Source organism: Dyella sp. (genome assembly GCF_035277725.1).
In the GTDB taxonomy this organism is placed as follows: domain Bacteria; phylum Pseudomonadota; class Gammaproteobacteria; order Xanthomonadales; family Rhodanobacteraceae; genus Dyella_B.
The window spans coordinates 1-22146 of the sequence record NZ_DATEJY010000005.1 but is presented as its reverse complement, the minus strand read 5'-3'; the positions used below and the strand labels follow the sequence as shown (position 1 = coordinate 22146).

Annotated in this window: 14 protein-coding genes and 1 pseudogene; 7 read left to right on the top strand and 8 right to left on the bottom strand. The window is 60.1% G+C overall.

What is annotated here, in order from left to right:
• The first annotated feature begins 989 nt into the window (after positions 1-989).
• The 3 genes from VJR68_RS00300 (at position 990) to VJR68_RS00290 (ending at position 7938) form a co-directional block, all read left to right on the top strand.
• Positions 990-2147: an SGNH/GDSL hydrolase family protein gene (locus tag VJR68_RS00300; RefSeq protein ID WP_324145548.1), complete on the top strand. Its 1158-nt coding sequence runs from the start codon at positions 990-992 to the stop codon at positions 2145-2147.
• 395 nt (positions 2148-2542) lie between these two features.
• Positions 2543-3466, top strand: coding sequence for a hypothetical protein (locus tag VJR68_RS00295; RefSeq protein ID WP_324145547.1), 924 nt, complete (start codon positions 2543-2545; stop codon positions 3464-3466).
• A gap of 668 nt (positions 3467-4134) precedes the next feature.
• Positions 4135-7938 (top strand): autotransporter domain-containing protein, encoded by a 3804-nt coding sequence (locus tag VJR68_RS00290; protein ID WP_324145546.1) that lies wholly within the window; start codon positions 4135-4137, stop codon positions 7936-7938.
• A 217-nt stretch (positions 7939-8155) separates the two neighbouring features.
• Here the strand turns inward: VJR68_RS00290 and VJR68_RS00285 are convergent, their stop codons facing one another.
• Positions 8156-8818: a DUF3313 domain-containing protein gene (locus VJR68_RS00285; RefSeq protein WP_324145545.1), complete on the bottom strand. Its 663-nt coding sequence runs from the start codon at positions 8816-8818 to the stop codon at positions 8156-8158.
• Between the two features lie 210 nt (positions 8819-9028).
• Positions 9029-9634, bottom strand: a complete 606-nt coding sequence (locus VJR68_RS00280; RefSeq protein ID WP_324145544.1) for a TetR/AcrR family transcriptional regulator — start codon at positions 9632-9634, stop codon at positions 9029-9031.
• Between the two features lie 136 nt (positions 9635-9770).
• Here VJR68_RS00280 and VJR68_RS00275 point away from each other — a divergent pair, with 136 nt between their 5' ends.
• Both VJR68_RS00275 and VJR68_RS00270 read left to right on the top strand, forming a co-directional pair.
• Positions 9771-10064, top strand: a complete 294-nt coding sequence (locus tag VJR68_RS00275; RefSeq protein ID WP_324145543.1) for a type II toxin-antitoxin system RelE/ParE family toxin — start codon at positions 9771-9773, stop codon at positions 10062-10064.
• Between the two features lie 14 nt (positions 10065-10078).
• On the top strand, positions 10079-10375 hold the full coding sequence (locus tag VJR68_RS00270; protein ID WP_324145542.1) for an addiction module antidote protein: 297 nt from the start codon (positions 10079-10081) through the stop codon (positions 10373-10375).
• A gap of 53 nt (positions 10376-10428) precedes the next feature.
• Here VJR68_RS00270 and VJR68_RS00265 read toward each other — a convergent pair whose 3' ends face one another.
• Positions 10429-12141, bottom strand: a complete 1713-nt coding sequence (locus VJR68_RS00265) for a S53 family peptidase (protein WP_324145541.1) — start codon at positions 12139-12141, stop codon at positions 10429-10431.
• Positions 12142-12520: 379 nt separating this feature from the next.
• On the opposite strand from VJR68_RS00265, the gene VJR68_RS00260 reads away from it, so the two are divergent.
• A complete protein-coding gene (locus tag VJR68_RS00260; protein ID WP_324145540.1) occupies positions 12521-14533 on the top strand; it encodes a tetratricopeptide repeat-containing sulfotransferase family protein in 2013 nt (670 codons plus the stop codon).
• 200 nt (positions 14534-14733) lie between these two features.
• Here the strand turns inward: VJR68_RS00260 and VJR68_RS00255 are convergent, their stop codons facing one another.
• Both VJR68_RS00255 and VJR68_RS00250 read right to left on the bottom strand, forming a co-directional pair.
• Positions 14734-15045: a DUF1161 domain-containing protein gene (locus tag VJR68_RS00255; protein ID WP_324145539.1), complete on the bottom strand. Its 312-nt coding sequence runs from the start codon at positions 15043-15045 to the stop codon at positions 14734-14736.
• 53 nt (positions 15046-15098) lie between these two features.
• A complete protein-coding gene (locus VJR68_RS00250) occupies positions 15099-17540 on the bottom strand; it encodes a YadA family autotransporter adhesin (protein WP_324145538.1) in 2442 nt (813 codons plus the stop codon).
• 449 nt (positions 17541-17989) lie between these two features.
• Between VJR68_RS00250 and VJR68_RS00245 the strand changes: the two genes are divergently transcribed.
• Positions 17990-19213 carry an alginate lyase family protein gene (locus VJR68_RS00245; protein WP_324145537.1) on the top strand — a complete coding sequence of 408 codons (1224 nt, stop codon included), beginning with the start codon at positions 17990-17992 and terminating at the stop codon, positions 19211-19213.
• Positions 19214-19413: 200 nt separating this feature from the next.
• On the opposite strand, the gene VJR68_RS00240 is transcribed toward VJR68_RS00245, so the two are convergent.
• The 3 genes and pseudogenes from VJR68_RS00240 to VJR68_RS00230 form a co-directional block, all read right to left on the bottom strand.
• A complete protein-coding gene (locus VJR68_RS00240) occupies positions 19414-20292 on the bottom strand; it encodes an SGNH/GDSL hydrolase family protein (protein WP_324145536.1) in 879 nt (292 codons plus the stop codon).
• Between the two features lie 347 nt (positions 20293-20639).
• Positions 20640-21389: a DUF1080 domain-containing protein gene (locus VJR68_RS00235; RefSeq protein WP_324145535.1), complete on the bottom strand. Its 750-nt coding sequence runs from the start codon at positions 21387-21389 to the stop codon at positions 20640-20642.
• Between the two features lie 61 nt (positions 21390-21450).
• Positions 21451-22146, bottom strand: a pseudogene (locus VJR68_RS00230) (TonB-dependent receptor); the annotation flags it as partial.

The following is a 22146-nucleotide window of genomic DNA, read 5'->3' as shown; positions in this document are numbered from 1 at the left end:
ACATGCAGCCAAGCGCCATCACTTTTTTCGCACTGTCAGCCCCCTGATTTACGTGCGCAAACATCGGCTGTTGCAACATCGCAACCGTGATGCATACATGTTAGCGACGCATGCGGCAGCTTTTATTGATGGCACGCATAAATCACACAAATCGCGATTGTCACGTGTTTTTGCAAATTGTCCCCAACTGACAATCCTTGCACGAGGCCTTCGAACTTACAGACCGTACGCAAGCGGCGGTGTATGCGGCGAAGTGCGGGTTTCATTGAAGGCGTCGGTGTTTGGTGAGGCGAGCTGGGCCGGGGCGCGCAGGAATGAGACATTGCCTGCGGCGCTTTCGGACCCTAAAGGGCCCGAGTCACTTTTCTTTGCTGGCCCAAAAAAAAGTAACCCAAAGAAAGGCCTCAAAGGCTCGCGGCATGGGTAGGGAAAAAGCTTGAACGTTTACGGCTTTTAGAGACCGCTGGTCGCCTCAGGTTCTACCTTCCCGCTATACCGCAACGCGCCGGGGCGCTGAGGACTTAAAGCAGTGCTTGGTCGAGCTCATCGGTAGCAAGCTTTAAGTCCTCAGCGCCCCGGCGCGTTGCGGTATAGCGGGGGCGTATAGGCTTGGCCCGCCAACAATCAAAGCAACGCGAGAACCTCCAGGCTTGTTACTTTCTCACTGCCACGTGCTCTTCAGGCCATTTCTTTGGGTTACTTTTCTTTGGGCCAGCAAAGAAAAGTGACTCGGGCGCCTACGGCGACCGAAAGCGCCGCAGGCAATCCCACCCGACCGCGCGGTCAATCTCCGCCTCAGCCCCGAAAACCCTCAATAGAAAAAACCTCCCGCACCGCAACAGACACTTTTGTAATACCACCCGACAATTAAGATAAGCCACCTTTTGCTATACGTACCCGCTGCAAAAACCAATGGGAGGAACAGCATGCGTCATGGGCTTTTGAAATGGGTTTTGACCGGTTCGGTATGTGGATTTGCCGCGTGCACCATGGCTACGGGTACGGACCATCGCACTTGGGTAGATACCTGGGCCGCCGCGCCGGATACCGCCGGCCCCGTCGTGAACGCGCAAACCGTGCGGCAGATCGTGCGCACCAGCGTGGGTGGCACGGAGGTGCGCATCCGGCTTTCCAACCTGTTCGGCAACGCGCCCATCACGCTAGGCCCCGCCCACATCGCGCTGCATGCCAGCGGTGCGGATACCGTGCCTGGCAGTGATCATGCCTTGCTGTTCAACGGCAAGCCCACGGTGACCATCGCGAAAGGCGAAAGCGTGCTGAGCGATCCGGTGAAGATGGAGGTAAAGCCGCTGCAGGAATTGGCGGTGAGCCTTTACGCGCCTGCCGATGCGCAATATCACGCCTCGACCGCCCACAATGCCGGGCTCGCCACGGCGTACATCACCGAGAGCGGCGATGCCACCGCCGCAGCGCACTACCCGCAGGGTGAAGTAAGCGGCATGCGCTTCTTTCTTACCGACGTGGAAGTCTCCGGCCCCGCCGCCAAATCCACCGTCGTCACCTTCGGCGATTCGATCACCGACGGTGTCGGTTCGACGGAGAACGCCAACACGCGCTGGCCTGACTACCTGGCAGAGCGCCTGCAGGGCGATGCGAAGCTTTCATCGATAGGCGTGTCAAACGCGGGTATCGGCGGCAACCACATCCTGCATGACAACTACGGCCCCAGCGCCCTGTCACGCTTCGATCGCGATGCCCTGGACAAGCCGGGCGTGCGCTGGATCGTGCTGCTGGAAGGCATCAACGACATCGGCGGCTCGGGCTACGCGTGGGATGCCAAGGACAAGGTTTCTGCGCAGCAGCTTATCGACGGCATGAAAACCTTGATCGCCCGTGCGCATGCCAAGCACGTGAAGATCTACGGCGCTACCTTGACGCCATACGGAGGCAATGGCTGGCCTTACCACAGCGTTGCGGGCGAAAAGACGCGCGAGGAAGTGAACGACTGGATCCGCCACTCCGGCGCGTTCGATGGCGTGGCGGATTTCGACCAGGCCATTCGCGATCCAGCCGCACCGAAAAACATGCTGCCGGCGTATGACAGCGGCGATCATCTGCATCCCAGCACTGCGGGTTACAAGGTGATGGCACAGGCGATTGATCTGAAGTGGTTCGGCACTCCCTGAACATAAGTATCGTCGTCCCGGCTTTCGCCGGGACGACGATAGGTGAGTCATACGCCGTAGGCTGGGATGAAATCCCAGCACCGCCAAACTTCACGAAGTCGGGATTCCATTCCAGCTTACGAATCACATATCACCTTCATACATGACTGCACGCCCCACATGACCGCATCTCTGTCATTCCGGGACGTCGCTTAAACCCGCCAAAAAACATTGACCCCATCTGACAGTTAATCGACCCAAGTTGCGATAGCAGCCACACTCCGCAACCGCGATGATGCTTCGGCATTCTGCAATCGCCCACGCCATGCCGGGCATCCATTCATCGCAACCCGAATGTTCAGGCACGCCGGTTTTTAAGGGGAAAACCTGCACACGCCGCATCGGGAGGAATCATCATGAAAGTCCATATCGGTCTCGCCGGTCTCCCCTATGAAGTCGAACTGCGCTTCTGGCTTGCCTGCAAACTCCTGATGTCGTCGTCCACGCCGGTGCAACTGCACAAGTGGGATGGAAAGCCATGTGACATTCTGGTGACCGACCTGGATAGCGAACAGGGGCAAGTCGCCTACGAAATGGCCATTCACGGCGATACGCGCGTGCTTTTCCTGAGCAAGGAAACGCACGCCGACGAACCCGCCGGCACGCGCATCGACAAGCACGCCACCGCATCCGCGATCGCCAAGACGCTGGAAAGCATGATCCTGGCCACGCCGCGCAGCACGCGTGCCGCCGTCAACGGCCTGCTTGGCATCTGCCTGTTGCAAGGCGGAAACGGGCATGAAGTCCTCGCCAGCAACGGCAGGATTTCCGTCATCCTGCGCGATAACGGCCGGCGCCTTTACGCCAGCTCCAGGGAAGAACTCGATAGCGCCAAGCAACACCTGCTTGACGATGCATGGGCAAGCGTGCCGGTAACCGCGCCTTGCGAACACCAATACGAAGGGCTGGTGTGCGAAACGCTGGACAGCTTCCTCGTTGCCGCCTGCCTGCGTCATCGCGACAGCCTGGCGATGATCAGCGATGCCACGTATCGGCTCAGCGTATGGCCGGATTTCATCGCCTTTCCGGATAATCGCGACGCCGTGCGCCTGTCGTCTGCGCTGTATCGCAAAAGCTGGCGCGTGGCGGATCTTGCCGAACATTGCGGTGTCTCGGTGGCAGTTGCCAATGCCTTCTGCTGGGCCATGCAGGCAAGCGGCGCCTTGCGCCTGGACGACAGCGTCGAGGCGCCTCGCGTGGAATCCGCCAACGAATCGCTACCGCTGGTGCAGCGCGTGGTGCGCCACTTCGGACTCAAGGCGCGCCAGACGCACGCCTGACCAAATACCACCTGCAGGTTCGGTTACCCCGAACTTGATCCCTGTCTCTTGATCACATCTTTTTCGGGCCTGCTGCTCATGGCTCGATAGCCACAACGCCGTAAATCAGTTCCCTCCCCTGCATGCAGAGGAGGATTGGGGTTAGTGCTCCGAAGCGAAGGGGCCTCTCGACCATTGCGGCAAACGGCTGGAATCCAAAACCGTAGGTTGGGGTGCGAACCCCAACATCGCCATGCCGATCATCACGCTATGTTGGGGTTCGCACCCCAACCTACGCGGAGATGGCCATCCCGGGCATTCTCCCCTACTACCGCAGGGGAGGGAGCGATCATCGCAAGGCCCAACTTTCAAGCTACGTCGGATTTGTAATCAAGAGACAGGACGTGATGCGGGGGTAACCCAACACGATCGAGCGGCGTCGTCGGGTCGCTGCGCCAACCCAACCTGCGGCTGTATACGGTGACAGCCATCGCACTGCCGACTTGACGCAAGTCATCGCGCCGCAGACGTGTCCCCCAAAGACAGCATCTGTCCTCCATGGACATGGGCGTCTGCACACCGGCTCCCTACAGTCGCCCGATTCCGAAGACGTTGATTCATACCGCGACGCGCGCAGCGAAGGAGCATGCGTGCGCCGCGCGTGCATACGCACACACAGGGGACAATTCATGCACCACCGCCGTCAGGCTTGGCCGCCAACCAGGCCAGGAGAGCTTGCGAAGAAACGACTGACCGCCATGCTCGGCATTGCGCTGGCTGCCACAGCCATCGACGCCCATGCGCAAACGACGGTCGATGCGCCCACCACCGGCGGTGACATCTCCAGCCTGATTCTCGGCGACGGCGGCGCGGACAACGTGGCGCTGCAAGGCGGCAACTACGTCATCAATCTGCCCACTGGCGTCACCAACTACAGCGGTGTGATTTCCGGTACCGGCACGCTGACGATCAATTCGCCCAACGGCGCGTCCACGCTGGTGCTCACGCAGACGCCGACGTATACCCTGCCCACCGCCGACCAGACGCAAAGCACGCGCTATACCTACGTCAATTACCTGCCTTATACCTATGACGGCCTGACCAGCCCGAACGTTTTCCACGGTGGCGTGTGGGTAACGCAGAACCCCGATCCCACTTCGCTGACCATCGGCAGCAACACCACACTGCAGTTGGGCGATGCCACGCACAACACCGTCACACTGAACAACAACATCCTCGACAACGGCACGTTGTTGTTCAACGAAGGTACCTTCGCCAATGAGGGACCGATCATTGGTCTCGGCGGCACCGTGAGCGGCAGTGGCGGCATCACCGTGCTGAGCAAAGGCTTCAACGGCGGCATTCGCCTGACCGGCGTGAACACCTATACGGGACCTTCGCTATTTCTGTGGGATGGCGCAAACGTCGGCACCGATCACATCTACGGCAGTACGCCGAATACGAAATTCATCTTCATCACCACCTCGTACCTGCCTTCCACGCCGGTGCCGGTACTCGGCCTGCCCGGCCAGGTCGACGTTACGCAGAACATCTGGGAAGACCGCTACGAGAACGACATCAATCTCGATGCGTATACCGGCCTGACCATGTTTCGCGGCGTGTACAGCTACAGCGATTCCGGTGACGAGAACCATCCGAGCCTGACCAACACCAAGCTCAACTACACCAGCCTGGGCGGCAATGCATCGGAGCGCGGCGTCAATATCGAAGGCGGCGTGGTGCAGTTTGGCGATGGCACCACCAGCCAGATGTTCATCAACGGCAACGCGTACAACACGTACATCAATCTGCACAACGGCGGCATTCTCGGTTTCGACTACAACGGCACCGTGACGCTCAATACCGCCATCGGCGGCGGCAAGTATCTGGGTTCGCTGTCCACGCCCGGTGTGGGCGACGTAGTGATTCGCGGCAACAGTTCCAACGCCAACCATGTGATCTTCACGCAGGCGGAGTTCTACAACGGCCTGACACAAATCGATGCCGGCACGACACTGCAGTTGGGCGACGGCACCACCGGCGATGCCAGCGGCACGCCCGGCAAGGTGGGCTATTACGAAAGTTCCGGCGGCAACGGCAGCTTGCTCACGGCCGACAGCGCCAACGGCGCCAGCACCGATCGCATCATCAACAACGGCACCTTGATCGTCGATAACGTGCCCGGCGCCGGCGACGGCATCAGCGCGGTATCGCTGTCCAACCTCAGCGGCAGCGGTTCGCTGCAACAGATCGGCACCCTGCCCCTTACCCTGCTTGGCAACACCACCTATACCGGCACCACAACCATCGGCGCCGGCAGCACGCTCTATCTGGGCACCAACAGCACCGGTGTCGTCGGCAGCATTGCGTCGAGCAGCGCCGTATTGCTGACGGGTTCGGGCGCGACGCTGGATATATCGCAAGCGGGTGCGGAAACGCTGCGGGATCTGGTGGGTGCAACGGGCAGCATTGTGGCGCTTGGCGGCTATCCATTGACGGTGGGCACGGCCAACTCCACTGCGTTTGCCGGCAGCATGGTCGATGGCGGTCTTGCCGGCGGCCAAGGCGGCAGCTTGATCAAGGTCGGCAGCGGTACGTTGGTGTTGAGCGGAACCAACACTTATACCGGCGGCACCACGATCAACGCGGGCGTGTTGCAGTTGGGCATCGGTGGCAGCAGCGGCAGCGTGATCGGCAATATCGTGGACAACGCGACGCTCGCTTTCGACCGCAGCGATACGTTCACTTACAACGGCACGATCAGCGGCAACGGTGGCGTGGTGCAAGCCGGCACGGGAACCACCATTCTTACGGCTGACCATCGTTATACCGGCGCCACGTTTGTGAGCGCCGGCCACCTGCAGCTCGATAGCACGCTGGCCAGCGATGTCACCGTGGCAAGCGCCGGTGAATTGAGCGGCACCGGTGAGGCGAACAGCGTCACGGTGGCCGGCGCGCTGCATCCTGGCGATGCTGCGTTAGCCGAAGCGACATTCAGCATCGCGCACAACCTTACGTTGAATGCCGGTTCGCTGTTTGCCGTGAACGTCGACGCCAACGGCGGACATAGCTTGCTGCAAGTGAACGGCGCAGCGACTTTGCTTGGCGGCAACGTCAGTGTAACGGTGGCAAACGGCACGTATGGCGCCAAGCAGGAATATCTGATCCTTAGCACCAACGGCGGCGTGAACGGTACGTTCTCCAGCGTGCTGGTGAACGGACTGAATCTTGATCCATCGCTGCGCTACACCAGCAACGACGTGTATCTCGATCTGGTCAATCCAAGCGCCAGCACCACGACGTCCAGCAGCGGCGCTTCCAGCAGCAATCCACCAAGCAGCGGCGGGGGCACGTCAACCGCGCCTTCTGCCCCCTCTACCGCGGTGACCGTGACACCCGGTGCGATGCCGTTGTTCTCTTGCACGCAACTCACCTCCAATCAATGCTCGCTGGAACACGCACTGCAGGCGGCTTCCACGCAAAACAACAGTAGCCTGCAACCGGTATTGGCCGCACTGTCCCAACAGACCTTGCCGAACGCGCGTACGGCATTGAATGCGATGGGCAGTGAAATTTATGCCGACGCCGACTGGTTGGCCGCGCACCAGATTGCCGATCTGCGAACGCTGGTGGATCGCCATCCGCTCGCCAGCGATCGCGATCCATGGGTGGAATACCTCGATGGCGATGCGCGTGTTGCCGGCGATGGCAATGCGCTAGGCCTGTCCGCGCACCACAATGGCGTGTTCGCGGGCGTGGATGTACCCGTCGACGATCAACTGCAACTGGGTGCGTTCGCCGGCAATGCACGCTCCACGGCCACGCTGGCCAACGGCGCTTACGCCACTGTCTCCGGACCGCAAGCGGGGTTGTACGCGCGCGGCCTGCTGGGCAAGACGGATGCGTGGTATGGCAACGCGATTGCCGGCATCGGCAATCCGAAAGTGGCGGTGTATCGCTTGCCGGAAGTCGGCGGCATCGCGTACGCCTCCGGCGCTAACTATCGCGAACACAGCGTGGGCCTTTCCGCCGAATTCGGCTATCGCGCCAACGTGGCGGGCGTGGACATGCGTCCGTTCGTTGCCTACGACGGTGGACTTGCCCGCCGCACCAGCGTGCGTGAAATCGCCGATGCACCTACCGATCTTGCGTTGCCAGGCAAGCGCACCGTGGTTTCCACGGCCACGCTGGGTATTCACGCCAGCCGCAACTTCGTGACGAGCAGCGGCCTGGGCGTAACGCCGGATTTCACCGCCAGCGTGGGGCGTCGCCTGCGCCAGGATGGCAGCGTGGTCGACGCCACCTTGCCGGCCGCATCGGACACGGCCTTCTCCACGCAAAGCGTACGCACCGGCCGGATGCTGGCAAGCGCATCCGGCGGCGTGCGTTTGCGCTTCACCCGCAACGTCAGCCTCAGTCTCGACGGCACCTATGCGCATGCACGGCGCGAAAACGATCGCAACGTGCAAGCCAGGCTCAACGTGACGTGGTGACGCCGTCCATCGGCGTGCCTTCGCTGCTTAGGATGCCCTGATCTATTCCACGTACCCGGCATGACGTCCAGAAGGCTCGCAGGGTGGGTTGCGCAGCGCAGGGAAGACTGGCCGTCTTGCCAAGCTGCGCAGCGCAGCCTGCGGGCCTTCTGGACGTCACCCCGTCTTTTGAATTCAACATGTTGGGGCCACACTGGTGACGGGTACGTGGAATAGATCAGGGCATCCTTAACTGCTCGGCCAGTGCATTCGCGCCTTTATCGATGCCCACGCGCGCAGCCTTCAACGCTCCGAAGCTCGCGCCGACGTTCATCGCATTCGGATACTGCTTGGTGATGTACGCGCTGAGCAGCTGATGCGACAACGCATCGTAGATCTCCACCGAGTAGATCACCGAACCGTTCATCAGGCCTTCCCTGCCGCGAATGGCCTGCACGCTGTTGTACATGCCGCCACCGATATCGAACTTGGTAAACGTGCCAAGCACGGCCGTGGTGGTCTTGGCACCCGTCAGCGTGAGCTTGAGCCGCAGCGTGCCAGGACCCGGTTCGTTCACCAGCTCGAAGCGCTTGCCGAGTTTCCCTGCGAACGCGTTCTGCATATAGCTTGCCAGCGCCGTCTTGTCTTCTTCGCGCATGTTGCCGAACTGATTGTCCGGCCCCTGATACACCGTCACCGGATCGATGATCATCTTTTGATACGAACGCCAGCTCACCGCCGTGTCGTAGCGATACGGCACGCGGCTGCTGTGCTTGCTGGGGCTGAGATAAGAAGACGAAGCAATGCCGGAATAAGGCACCGGCTTCACGCTGGCGCAGCCGCTCATGGCAATGCAGACAGCAGCTGCCAGCAGCTGCCGCCGATTGGGGAAACTGGTCATGGGGTTCTCCGTTGTGGGGGCTTGGGGCCATGCGCGCCTGGGATGCGGCTTGCATGGCTAGAGGCGCGGGAGAAGGCTAGCGCGTAATGCGCGCCATGTAAACCGTCCAGACGGTTTGTTTTTACGAAAAGCGGCGAGCGAGTCAGCAGCGTAGGCTGGAAATGAAATCCCAGCTTCCATTGCGGCGCTCTTATGCTGGGATTGTCATCCCTACTTGGTGCGCTTGCGGGATTTGGCGGTGCGCGGTTTCGTGCTTTCAGGCACAGTCCACTTCTTATCGTCCATCAAGCGGCGGAACAAGCGTTCCCGCTCCGCTTCGGAAAACGGGCTCATGCCGAACATCGAGGAAAGCAGCAAGCCCTGCGCCGCCGTCCAGCGCAGCAACGACAAATCCGGATCGGCCGCTTCCGCCTGAATGCGCTCGGCATGACGCGCTGCCGTCTTCCGGCTTATCGCAAGCAGCTCCGGCTCTTCCACCAATGCCGCCACGATCGCATGCGCGATGGAATACGGTTGATGCGAAACCTCGCGCAGCCTGGCGATCTGTTCGGCCAGCGCGATTTCGCCGTGATTCGCGCCGAGCTTTGTCACGCGAGACGTTGAAGTGCTCTCGAAAAAATGGATCTGATGTTCCAGCAAGGCTTTCAAGACATCGATCTTGCTGGGGAACTGATGCATCACCCCGCCCTTGCTTAGCCCACTCTCACGCGCGATCGCATCGAACGTAAGCTTGCCCGGGCCATCGCGGGCAATGATGGCGAGCGCCGCCTGGATGACGGCCTGGCGCGTGCGCTCGGAGCGTGAGGGGTTATCCATACAGAAGCCGGTGAGATGCAGTAAAACGACTTGCAACTATAGCCCAGGTGCATGGATCGTCACGATGTACGCGTACAACCATTAAACGGCGAAAAATTTGACAACAATGTAATCACTTGGCTACATTTCATTCGCCATGAATGAGATCAATCAAACCGAAGAGTTCGCTGCATGGCTGCAGAATCTTCGGGACAATGCAGGGAAAGCCAAGATCATTGGTCGCCTCAAGCGCGCCAGCCACGGAAACTTCGGCGACGTGAAGCATTTCGATGGCATATCTGAAATGCGTATCGACTTTGGCCCGGGATATCGCGTGTATTACGCCAAAGAGGGAAAGACGGTTTACTTGCTTCTGATGGGCGGCGACAAATCCACTCAATCTCAAGATATCAAGGAAGCCCTGAAACTCTGGAAACGACTCAAGCCTTAACGAGAAGACGCACCATGTCCGCTAAAACCAAAATCACACCCTTCGATCCAGCCGAATATTTGGACAATGAAGAAGTCATCGCCGAATACCTTAAAGACGCGATGGAAAGCGGCGACTATGAGGAATTCCTCAGTGCCCTCGGTGACGTTGCGAAGGCCCGAGGCATGACAGAGATAGCCAAAGCCTCTGGGCTGAGTCGCGAGAGTCTCTATAAGGCTGTGCGCCCAGGCTCAAAGCCGCAATTCGAAACAGTCGATAGAATCGTGCACGCCCTTGGTCTGAAGCTCACGGTAACCTCGGCAACGATGTAATACAACCCTCCCCTGCGCACAGGGGAGGGAGCGGATGCCGTATGTGTACCGTCTTACTTCGTCGCCACCAACGCCGAAATAAACGCCGGCCCGATCGGACTACCCCAACCCGTCACCAGATCGAAACCGGTCACGGCCTTGAAACCACCGTTGCTGCCACTGGTGATGTCATGGAAATAGCTGTGATAGCTCGATCCCACGCCGAAGTTGTACAGCGCCGTGTTGAGGAAGCCGATATTGCCCACGCCCTTTGATGCGGCCTGCTGGTTGGCCAATGCAATCACGCCGGCCAAACGCGGTGCCGCGTAGCTCGTACCGCCCACGCCGGTTTCAAGCTGTCCATTGCTGTAAGTGGGATTGTCGAAATTGCCTTCCAGCGCGATATCGGGATCGTTACGGTACTTTGTCGATCCTTTGTTGGTGCTGTTGATCACGCCACTCAGCTGCTGATAGCTCGGGATGGCATAGCCAGCCGATGAGAGATAACCGCCACTGCTATCGGCCCATGCCGTTTCCGATACCCACGAACCGCCGGGTCCGCTGGTGGTGAGATCGGTGGCGCCGACATCGGTGATGTAGGGATCAAGCGACGGTGCCGCCCAATTGCTGGTGGTGTACGAGCCGGCATCGCCGCTCGCATTGACAAAGGTCTGCCCCTGCGCCTGAAATTCTTTGTAGATGGCATCATCGCTGCTGCCGAAATCGCCGCCGCCCCACGAACTGGAAATCACCGAAGCGGTATCGTCGCTGGCCATCTGGTTGAGAATGTCGCCCGCGCTGCTGCCCTCGTAGAACAAGATCTGCGTCAGGCCCGGCGCCATGCCGGCAAGGTTGGCGATATCCAGAATCTGTTCGCCGTCACTGCACGAACTCGAACCCGTGCTGGGATTGGTGCACGCGCCGCTGAACCCATTCACCAGCACGTTGTTCACCGGGACGCCAGGATCACTTGCACCGGTGGCGGAGTAATAGCCGCTGAGGTCGCTGCTCTGGTAGCCGTCATACGAGAAGATCGCCGCCGTCTGTCCCGCGCCAGTCAGCGAGCCCGAACCGTAATACGCCGCGCGAATGTCGCTGGGCAGGTAATTGCCGCTCGGACCGGAACCGCTGGCATGCGCAATGATCGACTGTGCGGTTTCGGACGCCGGACGATGACGCATGTGCGTAAACGGCCGCACGTAGTTGTCCAGTCCGTTCACGTGCAGCAGCTGCACGCCAAGCAGGTCGACCGTCGGCTCGCGATCCGGTGCGAAGAACGTGCGATTTTCAGTGGGATGCTGGTATTGGCGCATCGTCACGTGCAAAGCGCGGTTGATGTCGCTCACCTTGCCCTGCACGTCGACGATATGGCGATTGGCCGTAGTGGCGGTGACCGTAAGATGATTGGCCTTGGCCCAGGCAACGACCTTCTCGTAATCAGCCTGGCTCGGTTCAAAGCGTTCGGTGAACTGCTTCGAACTCAGGTAATGGTGATAAAGCGGACTGGCGGGATCGTAAAGCCCCTTGATCAACGCCTCCAGCTCGGCTTCGTTACGCAGCGGAAGCACCAGGCCGAGCTTGAGTTGCTTGTCGGCGCTGAGCGTTTGCGCGCTCGCCGCCTGGCCGGAACGCACGGCCGCAGGTACATGGTCATGCAGCAACATCGAAAAGGCACCAGCGGTGCCTGCATGGCTGACCTGCGCTCCTAGTCCCAGCGCGCTGGCCATCACCAGCGCAGGCACAGTGCGTTTGAAACGCGACAGTTTCGCAACCGAAGACAAATGCATGTTCGAATCTCCCCAAAGCACGGGCATCTGGCCCGGCTCTATCAGTGGTTGGGCACGAACGGCTGTTGCATGCCATGCCTTGCCGGTGACGAGGTGCTGTTCCGTGCCGTAAGGTTGGTCCCCTGTACTTCGCTTTCGGCAAGCTCCGCTTGCATGGCCACAGGTTTTATACTGAACCGCGGCGTGAATGTTTGATGATGGAAAGAAGTCAGTTACGTGCGCTGTTTCAAATTCGCAGCACGCATTTGCGCTAACGTAAGCGACGCGTAAGCAAGTACCCGCAAACACGCATCACGCCCACGCCGTTGTCATGCATGTTTTCCTTGCACCTGTTGTTCGATCGTCCTGTTCGCAACGTTTTGCCGAGACGGTGACAGCCATGCCACAGAATGCAAACCCCAATACGAATCAAGTAGCGGAAAAGCAGGAGATCCAGCTACTGGTCGGCTTGATCAGGCAACGCCAGCATGTACAAGCCGAGGCGCTGGCGCGCAAGCTGATCGATGCCGGCACATCGCAAGCCGGCGTATGGCAGGCGCTGGGTGCCGCGCTGCATGGCCAAGGCCGTTTTGCCGACGCCGTGGAAGCGCAGCGTACGTCGGTCTCGCTGGCACCGTGGGATGCCGTCGGCCACTATGTGCTGGGCGAAAGCTTGATGGCGATGCGGCAAATCGGGCCCGCCGCGGAAAGCTATCACTGCGCGCGCACCATCAAACCGGATTTCGCCGACGCCCATTTCAAATGCGGCAACGCATTGGCCGTACAGAACCGCCTGGATGAAGCCATCGCGGCATATCGTGACGCCTTGAACGTGCGGCCGGATTTCAGCGAAGCCCACGCCAACCTCGGCTTCACCCTGATGAGTGCGCACCGCTACGTCGAGGCCGAATCGCACCTTCGCAACGCGCTCGAGACACATCCAAACAGCGCTCCACTCCACAACGCGCTGGGCGTGGTGCTGTACGGGCAAACGCGCATGGCGGATGCCGCGGAAAGTTTTCGCCGTGTGATCATGCTGTTGCCGAACGATGCCGAAGCGCATGCCAATCTCGGCAATGCGCTGCGCGAACTAGGCGCGTTCGCCGATGCTGAAGCCAGCTATGCTCGTTCGATAGCTCTCAACAACCAGTTTGCACGGGCGTATTTCGACCTCGGCGGATTGTTTTACCTGCAGGAACGCTATGTGGAAGCGGAGCGGAACTACCGCCGTGCACTGGAACTGAAACCCGATTACGTGGAAGCCTGCAACAACCTCGGGCGCAGCATTCGCCGGCAGGGCCGGCTGGACGAGGCACGCAAACATTTCGAAGACGCGATGCAAATCGACGTGGACTCGGTCGAGGCTTATTGCAATCTTGCTTCGCTACGCACGTTCACGCCGGAAGACACCGAGCCGAAACGCCTGGAGCAACTCGCGCACAAACTCCCTGCCCTGTCGGAAAACCTGCGCATTCGCTACTGGTTCTCGCTGGGCAAAATGCGCGAAGACCTCGGCCGTTACGACGAAGCCTTCCATGCCTATGCCGAAGGCAATCGCCTGAAGCACGCGCAGCTTGCTCCGGACGAAGCGGCCAAGATCGCGCTGATCGACAACGTGCGCGCCGTCTTCGACGAGCGCTTTTTCGCCAGCCGCCCGATACCGGCGTCGACCAGCAAATCGCCGATCTTCATCGTCGGCATGCCGCGCTCCGGCACCTCGCTGATCGAGCAGATTCTCTCGACGCATCCGGATATTCATGGCGCGGGCGAACTGCCCGATCTGGAAAGCATTCTGTTTGCCATGGCTACCGAGGCCGGCAAACCGGTGGAAGCTTTTCCGGAAGTGGCATCCCGCCTGAGCGAGGAAGAACTGATGCGCCTCGGCGAGGTGTATACCGAACGCGTGTGGAAGCTTGCACCGCACGCCACCCGCATCACCGACAAGATGATGGCCAATTTCGCGTACATCGGCATGATCCGTTTGATGCTGCCCAATGCGAAAATCATCCACGCCATGCGTGATCCGATGGATTCGTGCTTCTCCTGCTACGCCACGCTGTTCCACAAGAACAACCTCGACTACACCTACGATCTCGGCGAGGTGGGCCGCTATTACGTGCGCTATATCGAGTTGATGAAACATTGGCAGCGCGTGTTGCCGCCTGGTTCGATTCTTGAACTGCGTTATGAGGACATGGTGGCGGATACCGAGAACCAGGCGCGCCGGCTGCTGGATCATCTGGGGCTGCCGTGGGATGCGCGCTGCTTGAATTTTCACGAGAACAAGCGCGTGGTGAAAACCGCCAGCGCAGCGCAGGTGCGGCGGCCGGTATATCGATCATCGGTGGCGCGATGGAAGCATTTCGAGACGCCTTTACAGCCCTTGCTCGATATCGTGCGCGACTATCGATAACCGTGTGCTGCCACGTAGGCTGGGATGAAATCCCAGCATCGCCATCTACATGAAAGCTGGGATTGTCATCCCAGCCTAAGTGGGTCTATGGCTCGTCATTAATGACCACGCGAGGATAGTGAGCGTTGTCGCCAGGTAAGTAACTCACAAAAAAAGGGCGCCGCAGCGGGCGCCCTTTTTCTATCGTCAAACAACCAACCTTACTTGCCGCTGGAGGAAGCCGCCGCCGGCGCCGCGCTATCCGAAGCAGGCTTGGCAGCAGCATCCGCGCCAGCTGCACTCTTGCCAGCCTCGCCGCGCGAATACACGATCACCTTGGCGCCACCATCGCACTGGCCAACCACCTTGCCGTCGCCAGCCTGGTCCTTCGCCACCACGTCGAGCGAATAATTCGACACGTTGTTGGCCTTGATCTTCGCATCGATGCTGGACTTCACGTCATCGCACGAAGCGTGCGCAACGAACGATGCGGACAGCAGTGCCAGGGCGATCAAGCTGAAGCGGATTTTCATGGAAACCTCCTTGGTTGGGGTGAATCGTATGAGTGTAGGCTAGTGGCGACACGTTACCAAGTGACGGCCGCACCCACGCTCGCACCGATGTCGCCACGTGTGTTGCCGCTCATGTTTAGCTTGTAGACCCAGCGCCCGGTTTCCGACACGGTCGATACGCCAACGGCAACACCGGCCTGCCCATGGAACGATCCAAATGCGACGGCCGCTGCGTTCTGGTTCGGCTGGTACGCCTGCGGCAAACCGGCCATCGCCATGGCCGAAGCGACTCCCGCATTGGCCCGCACGGACACCGTATTGAGTGCCTGGGTGACGTTCTGCAGCTTCTGGTCGACGTAGCTCTTCGCCCAGTTTTCGGCCGTCTGGATGCCCGCGTTCACTTGACCGAGGTTGGCCGCGTCAGTCGCTGCCGTGCCGGCCGCCACGTTGTGGATTTGCGCCGGCGATCCATCCGGATCGAGCGTGACGCTGCCGTAATCGACTGAGCCGTCGCCATGGCGATCGTATTGCACAGATCCGGCTTGCACGTTGTTGAGCTGGCTGATGCTCGCCACATCCGGGCTGGCGGTGCCTTGCGCCGAACCGTTACTGGATGTCGTGCCGTTGTTGGTGTTCGACGACGCGCCTGTACCGGTCGTGTTGCTGCTGCCTGCAGACACAGCATTGCTGCTCGACTGCAGATTATTGATGGCAGTGGCATTGGCGCTCGTCTGTTTCGCGACATCGTCAACCGACGTGTTGATCTGGTCCAGCACGTTTTGCACCGAGCCATACGTCTTGCCGCCGTAATCGAGGCTGGTGGTCAGCACACCGGTGGCAACGTTATACGCGCTACCGCCGCCCAGACTCGTCGCCATGCTGGTACCGAGATTGCTGATCAAGCTGCCCACGCTCGTCACTTGCCCACCCAGGCTGCTCACCTGGTTGGCGACGTTGGTCACGGCCTGATCGGTCGCATACAGCTGCGAACCGTTCACCGCATCCGTGCTGGCGGCATTGATCTGCCCCGCCGCCACATTGGTAACTTGGCGCGGCGCCGTAAGCGTGCCAACGCTGACCACGCCATTCGGCGAGGCGCCGGCGTAGCTGTAGGCGATGCCGTTGATCGTGTCGCCCGTGGTCGGCACGGCTGCGGACGTCACCGTCGAACCCTGCCCTAGAGCCACATTGGAACCGCTCACGCCAGCAGCAATACTCGCGCCCTGTCCCAGCACCGTCGCATTGGCGTTGCCGTTGTCGGTCGCTCCGTTGCCGATCACCGTCGACGCTGCACCTGTTGCCGACGCACCAAAGCCGCCTGCCGTCGCATCCGCACCGGAAGAAACCGGCTGCGTGGCGTTCACCGAGTTGTCGGAAACGAACGGGCCGGTCTTGCCGTTGGTGAGGTTGTCGATGGCCGTCGTATTGTTGGCGATGTTGCTGGTGTTGGTGTTGACCTGCTGATTCGTTGCATACAGTTCCGAACCGTTGACGGCATCCGTGCTGCTGGCACTGACACGACCCGCGGCTACGTTGGTAATGCTGCGCTCGCTGCCCGATGCGCCAACACTCACCGTACTGGTGGGATTGCTGCCGGCTACCGCATACGTATTGCCGCCCACGCTAACGCTGTTGGTCGCCACCACGGTGGAGGTCGTGGAACCCGCACCCAAGGCGACATCGCTGGCATTCGCTGTCGCCGCAGCACCATTGCCGACCGCCACCGCATTCACCATCGACGCGCTGGACAGCATGCCGAGCGCGATCGCGCCGTTGGCGGTGGCACCGGCATTCGCACCGATGGCAATGGATTTGGTAGCGGTCGAACGCGCCGTATCGCCCACGGCCAGCGCCTTGGTGCCGGTAGCGAGTGAATTGCCACCGAGCGCCATCGACGAGCTGCCCGCACTGTTGGCGCTTTGCCCGATCGCGATGGCAAAGCCGTTGGCCGGGTTGCCGTCCGTGCTCAACGAACCGCTCGCCACGGCATTGGCGCCCAGCGCCAGCGCGTTGCGTCCGCTGGCGTTGGCGTTGTAACCCACTGCCGTCGCGTAAATATTACTGGCCTTGGCGGTATCGCCCACCGCGACCGCGCTGATACCGCTGGCATTGCTGTTGTTGCCCAATGCCACCGCATTGGCTTGTGTGGCGATCGCTTGCGAACCCAGCGCAACGGTGCTGCTTGCGGACGCCGCGGCGCCGGTGCCGATCGCCACCGAATCACGCCCGGAGGCTTTCACACCACCATTCCACGCATCGCCAATGGCAATCGCACCGGCGCTGTTGGCCTGCGCACCCGAACCGATTGCCACCGCCATGTTGATTGCCGCGCCATCGCCTGCCGCCACGGCGCCGGAACCGACAGCCACGTCATAGCTGTTGGTGGCTTTGGCACCCGTGCCAACCGCGACGGTATTGGTGGTTGCGGCCATGCTTTGGTTGGCCATCGCCAGTACGCTCACGGCAATGCCCAGTGCGCGCACATAATGGCTGGTGGTGATGATTTGTTTTTTCATAATGTGACCGCTGCAGGTTCACGCGTGGAATAAAAGCCGGCGCGCATACGCATCTGGCGCGCTGAAAAACTCCACAAAGGTGCGCTCTTCCAGAAAAACGGCAACACGGTTCCGCGTGCTGACGACTTGCGCCTCAGCAACTGCTCATGGGGATTCGTGTGCAGCGCATCGATGGCGCTGCGGCCTTCATGCACCCAGCATGGATTGAACACCATCGTATGGAAGTGTGATCAACATCACCATGTGAACAGATGGCCCAATATCTGTCCGCACGGGACGGACAAACGAAAAGCCCTGCTTTTATAGGGAAAAGCTAAATTTCGGTGTCCCAACGCCACAACCAAGTGGCCTGCCGGGACAGGTGCCGCTGAACTGTCGTCCGCACATCGCCGGCAAGTAAGATGCCGGCCATTCGCACGCGCTGCGTGATATGCGGAGTTGCACTTTTCATGCGTCCCGATCGCCGAACTCTTTCGCTTTGCCTGATCGCCATGATCGGCGCAGTTACCTGCTTTGCCGGTTGCGCCGCCGCACCAAGCAGCACCAAAAATCTTTCCCACACCGCACACGCGCAGGGCTTTGCACATCCCGGCCTGCTGCATACCGATGCCGATTTCGATCGCATGCGCACCGCCGTTGCCGAGCAGCGCCAGCCTTGGCTGCAGGACTGGCAAATGCTGATCGCCAATCACCACGCTTCGCTCGATTGGAATCCGCGCCCCACGCCGATCGTCTATCGTGGTGTGGATCGCGTGCATGCGCAGAACTATCCCGTGCTGTTCAATGACGCCGCGGCGGCGTATGCACTGGCGTTGCGCTGGAAGATTTCCGGTGACGATGCGTATGCAGACAAGGCCGTGGCGATCTTGAATGCGTGGTCGCACACGCTGACTGCGATCGATGGGAGCTCGGATCGTTTTCTCGCCTCGGGCATCTATGGTTATGAACTGGCCAATGCCGCGGAAATGCTGCGCACCTATCGCCGTTGGAAGGCTGACGACTTCCACCATTTCCAGTCGATGATGCTCAACGTGTTCTACCCGATGAACCACGATTTTCTCGTGCATCACAACGGCGCAAAAATCGACCACTACTGGGCCAACTGGGATCTGGCCAACATGGCATCGATGCTGGCGATTGGCGTGCTGGCCGATCGCCATGACATCTACGCCGAAGCGGTCGACTACTTCAAACATGGACCAGGCAACGGCGCCATCGAGCACGTGGTGTGGAAGCTCTACCCGAACGGCCTTGGCCAAGTGCAGGAAAGCGGGCGCGACCAAGGCCACACCATGCTGGACATCGCGCTATTGGGCGCCATCTGCCAGATGGCGTGGAACCAGGGCGACGATCTGTTCGGTTACGATGACAACCGCGTGCTGCGCGGTGCCGAATATGCGGCGCAATACAACCTCGGCGAGGACGTGCCGTATACACCGTACAAGAATAGCGACGTCACCCAGCCCGTGATTTCATCCGGTGGCCGCGGCGATATGCGGCCGATCTGGGCGCTGCTCTACAACCACTACGTGGTATTGAAAGGGCTGAAGGCGCCGCACATCGCGGCCTATGCGCAGAAGGCCGCGCCGGAAGGCGGTGGTGGCAATTACGGGCCGAACAGCGGCGGATTCGATCAGCTTGGGTATGGCACGTTGACGTATACGCTGCGGTAGCCACGTAGGCCGGGATGACAATCCCAGCTTCGTTGAGCCTCCCTATGCCGGGATTTCATCCCAGCCTACGTCCGGGCAAAGAAGATGGCGTATGCGTAGAAGGCCGCGCGGGAAGTATACGCTGCGGTAGCCGCGTAGGCTGGGATGGCAATCCCAGCTTCGTTGAGCCTCCCAATGCCGGGATTTCATCCCAGCCTACCTCAGGGCGAAGAAGATAGCGCTTGCTTGATCGCTTCCTTTGCCAGCTTGTCCATTACCGCATAGCCCTGCGCATTCGGATGCACGCCATCGGTGGCGAGCTTCGCGATAAAGCCGCGATGGCCATCATCCAGCGCCGTGAAGTAATCGACATAGGTCAAGCCATTCTGCTTGGCATACGCCTTGATCCAGTCATTGAGCGCACGGATGTTTTCGACCGATTCCACCTCGGGCCGCCACGGATACTTCGCGGCGGGTGTCAGGGTGGCAAGAATCACGTGGATGTGATGCGCCTGCGCCAGCTCCGCCATGGTCTGGATGTTGTTCTCGATGTTCTGCAGCGTAGTGGGGCCCGTGTTGCCGGCGATGTCGTTGGTGCCGGCAAGAATGTGCACCGCCGCCGGATGCAGGTCGATCACGTCCTGCCGAAAGCGCACCAGCATCTGCGGCGTGGTCTGCCCGCTCACGCCGCGGTCGAGCACATCATCGGTGAAGAAGCTGGGGTCTGCATCGATCCATCCTTGCGTAATGGAGTCGCCCATGAAGACCACGCGATGCGACGTGGCGGCCGGCAGCTTGGCGTTGGCTTCGCGGTAATGACACAGACCGCCGAAGTCGAACGCAAGGCGCTGCTCCTCCCACGCCTTGGAGGCAGCCGCCAGGGCAGCCCTGGATTGCGGCAGCAACGGACGTTTCGGACCGGCCAGCGCGGGCGTTTCAGGCGGGGGAAGCAAGGTGTCGCACGGGCTATCCACGATGCCGACGGTGGCGGCAGGAGGTTCGGTGCTGGATGAGCTTGCCGGCGCAGCGGTTTGCGCCATGCAGATGTTGCAAGTGAACGCCATGGCCAAGGCAAAAGAAACGAATGCCGAAACTTTCACGGTTATCTCCCCGTTTTGTTCTGCGTGCAGACCGCCGGAGCAGTGGGCTAGTTCCCTTGTTCCCGCACATGCGGCTTCGACTGTCGTAAGTCAACGTGCGAACCCTGACAGTGTCGCGCACAACTCGATCACTGCGAAAGGCTGTCCCCTCCCCTGCGATAGTAGGGGAGGGTCAGGGTGGGGTGCGAGCGAAGCGAGCCGTGAGCCACGCATCGCGGCGATCCACAACTGCACGCTAACGCACAAGCAACCCCACCCCGGCCCTCCCCTGCCGTTGCAGGGGAGGGAGTGGACCTCGGTAACCTGCAGTTTCCGAACTAAAGCAAATGCCAGCCGAAATCAGGACATCACAATTTCCTGATCTTGATATCTCTAAACCACAACCGTATCGGCGCTTCTCCCTTATCCTCCGTGCCCTGCAGGGAAATATGCCCTTCGTGGAACGTCGCGAAATCCGGCCACGCGGTGAATTTGCTCTTTGCCACCAGGCGCTTCCAATCATCCGACCACAACTGCGTATCGATCACCTTGTGGCCGTTCTGGAAGAACTGCACGTGCCCATGGTCGGCGATGATTTCAAAGTCGTTCCACTGCCCGGCCTCGTTCACCCATTCCACGTCCGAGGAAATCAGGTCGAACAGATCGCCGGAGCGCTCCTTCAGCACGCGGCTGTCCGGCTTGGTGCAGGCGAGATCGGCAATCTGCATTTCCGGGCCGGTTTCGAAGGTGTACTGGTACTTGGGCGATTCCTGCACGTAGAACATCACGCCGCTGTCGGCGCAGGGACTCATTTTCCACGACAGCTTGAGATCGAAATTGCCGTATTCGGCATCGGTAACCAGATCCTGGAAATCGGCCTCGGGATCCTTCGGTCGCTTTTCCATCAGGATGGCGCCATCGCTTACTTTCCAGTCCTTGCCCGGTGTTTTTGCGCGGTAGGAATGCCATCCATCCATGCTGTGGCCATCAAACAGCAATTGCCAGCCCTGCGCCTGTTCTTGCGACGTGAGCGTGTTGTGCTGCTGCGCATGCACCAGGCCGCATAGAACCAGGCTGGTGGTAGCCAATACGCTGCTTATCAACTTCTTGCGAATCATGCGTTGCCTCGTCAATGTCGTGGCCGGGTGCCGTGTGCATCATGCGGCACCCGGCCACCGGTCAGATACCCAGGTCGAAGCCGATGTCGAGATACACCGAGCGTCCCAGCGCGCTGTAATCAGTCACATCGAAATACGGCCAACCGCTGTTGGTGTTATCCATCGGCGGACGTTTGTTGAACATGTTGTTGGCAGTGACCGAAACGGTGGTCTTGGGGGTGACCTTGTAGCCCACGCTGCCGTTGAAGGTAATCCACGGACCGATTTTCGGTCCCGTACCGGCGTAGTTCCAGGTGTTGCCGTTGCGCAGGCCGTAGATCGTGCTGCTCCACTTGCCGATGTTCCAGGTGACCGTACCGTTCACGCGGCTCTTGAACTCGTCGTTGTTGTTGCAGCACAGGTAATTGAGCGTCGGATCGCCGGCCTTTTCCTGATAGGTATGCTTGAGTTCGTCGTAGTAATCCAGGCCGAATTGGAACGAGCCGAAATCCTCGGTTTCCAGCCGGTATTTCACGCTGGACTGGATGCCGGTCTGATATTCCGACGCCACGTTGATGGGGTACGTGTTGACCTGCTTGATCACGTTCGCATTGATCGGATCGGTCGCCGGGTAACGCTGCACCTCGCCAAGCACCTGCTGGCAGGTCGGCGAGTTGATGTCGTAGGTCTGCTCGCCATTGTCCGACACGCCGAGCCGGCAGTTGGCTTCTTCCGACAGGATTTGATCGGTGCTCAGCGTCACCACTTCGTTGTTGAC

Excerpts from the sequence above, each read along its gene's own strand:
- VJR68_RS00300 (WP_324145548.1), top strand. The coding sequence starts at position 990 with ATGGCTACGGGTACGGACCATCGCACTTGGGTAGATACCTGGGCCGCC.
- VJR68_RS00280 (WP_324145544.1), bottom strand. The coding sequence starts at position 9,634 with ATGGATAACCCCTCACGCTCCGAGCGCACGCGCCAGGCCGTCATCCAG.
- VJR68_RS00275 (WP_324145543.1), top strand. The coding sequence starts at position 9,771 with ATGAATGAGATCAATCAAACCGAAGAGTTCGCTGCATGGCTGCAGAAT.
- VJR68_RS00250 (WP_324145538.1), bottom strand. The coding sequence starts at position 17,540 with ATGAAAAAACAAATCATCACCACCAGCCATTATGTGCGCGCACTGGGC.
- VJR68_RS00290 (WP_324145546.1), top strand. The coding sequence starts at position 4,135 with ATGCACCACCGCCGTCAGGCTTGGCCGCCAACCAGGCCAGGAGAGCTT.
- VJR68_RS00285 (WP_324145545.1), bottom strand. The coding sequence starts at position 8,818 with ATGACCAGTTTCCCCAATCGGCGGCAGCTGCTGGCAGCTGCTGTCTGC.
- VJR68_RS00255 (WP_324145539.1), bottom strand. The coding sequence starts at position 15,045 with ATGAAAATCCGCTTCAGCTTGATCGCCCTGGCACTGCTGTCCGCATCG.
- VJR68_RS00260 (WP_324145540.1), top strand. The coding sequence starts at position 12,521 with ATGCCACAGAATGCAAACCCCAATACGAATCAAGTAGCGGAAAAGCAG.
- VJR68_RS00245 (WP_324145537.1), top strand. The coding sequence starts at position 17,990 with ATGCGTCCCGATCGCCGAACTCTTTCGCTTTGCCTGATCGCCATGATC.
- VJR68_RS00235 (WP_324145535.1), bottom strand. The coding sequence starts at position 21,389 with ATGATTCGCAAGAAGTTGATAAGCAGCGTATTGGCTACCACCAGCCTG.
- VJR68_RS00265 (WP_324145541.1), bottom strand. The coding sequence starts at position 12,141 with ATGCATTTGTCTTCGGTTGCGAAACTGTCGCGTTTCAAACGCACTGTG.
- VJR68_RS00270 (WP_324145542.1), top strand. The coding sequence starts at position 10,079 with ATGTCCGCTAAAACCAAAATCACACCCTTCGATCCAGCCGAATATTTG.
- VJR68_RS00295 (WP_324145547.1), top strand. The coding sequence starts at position 2,543 with ATGAAAGTCCATATCGGTCTCGCCGGTCTCCCCTATGAAGTCGAACTG.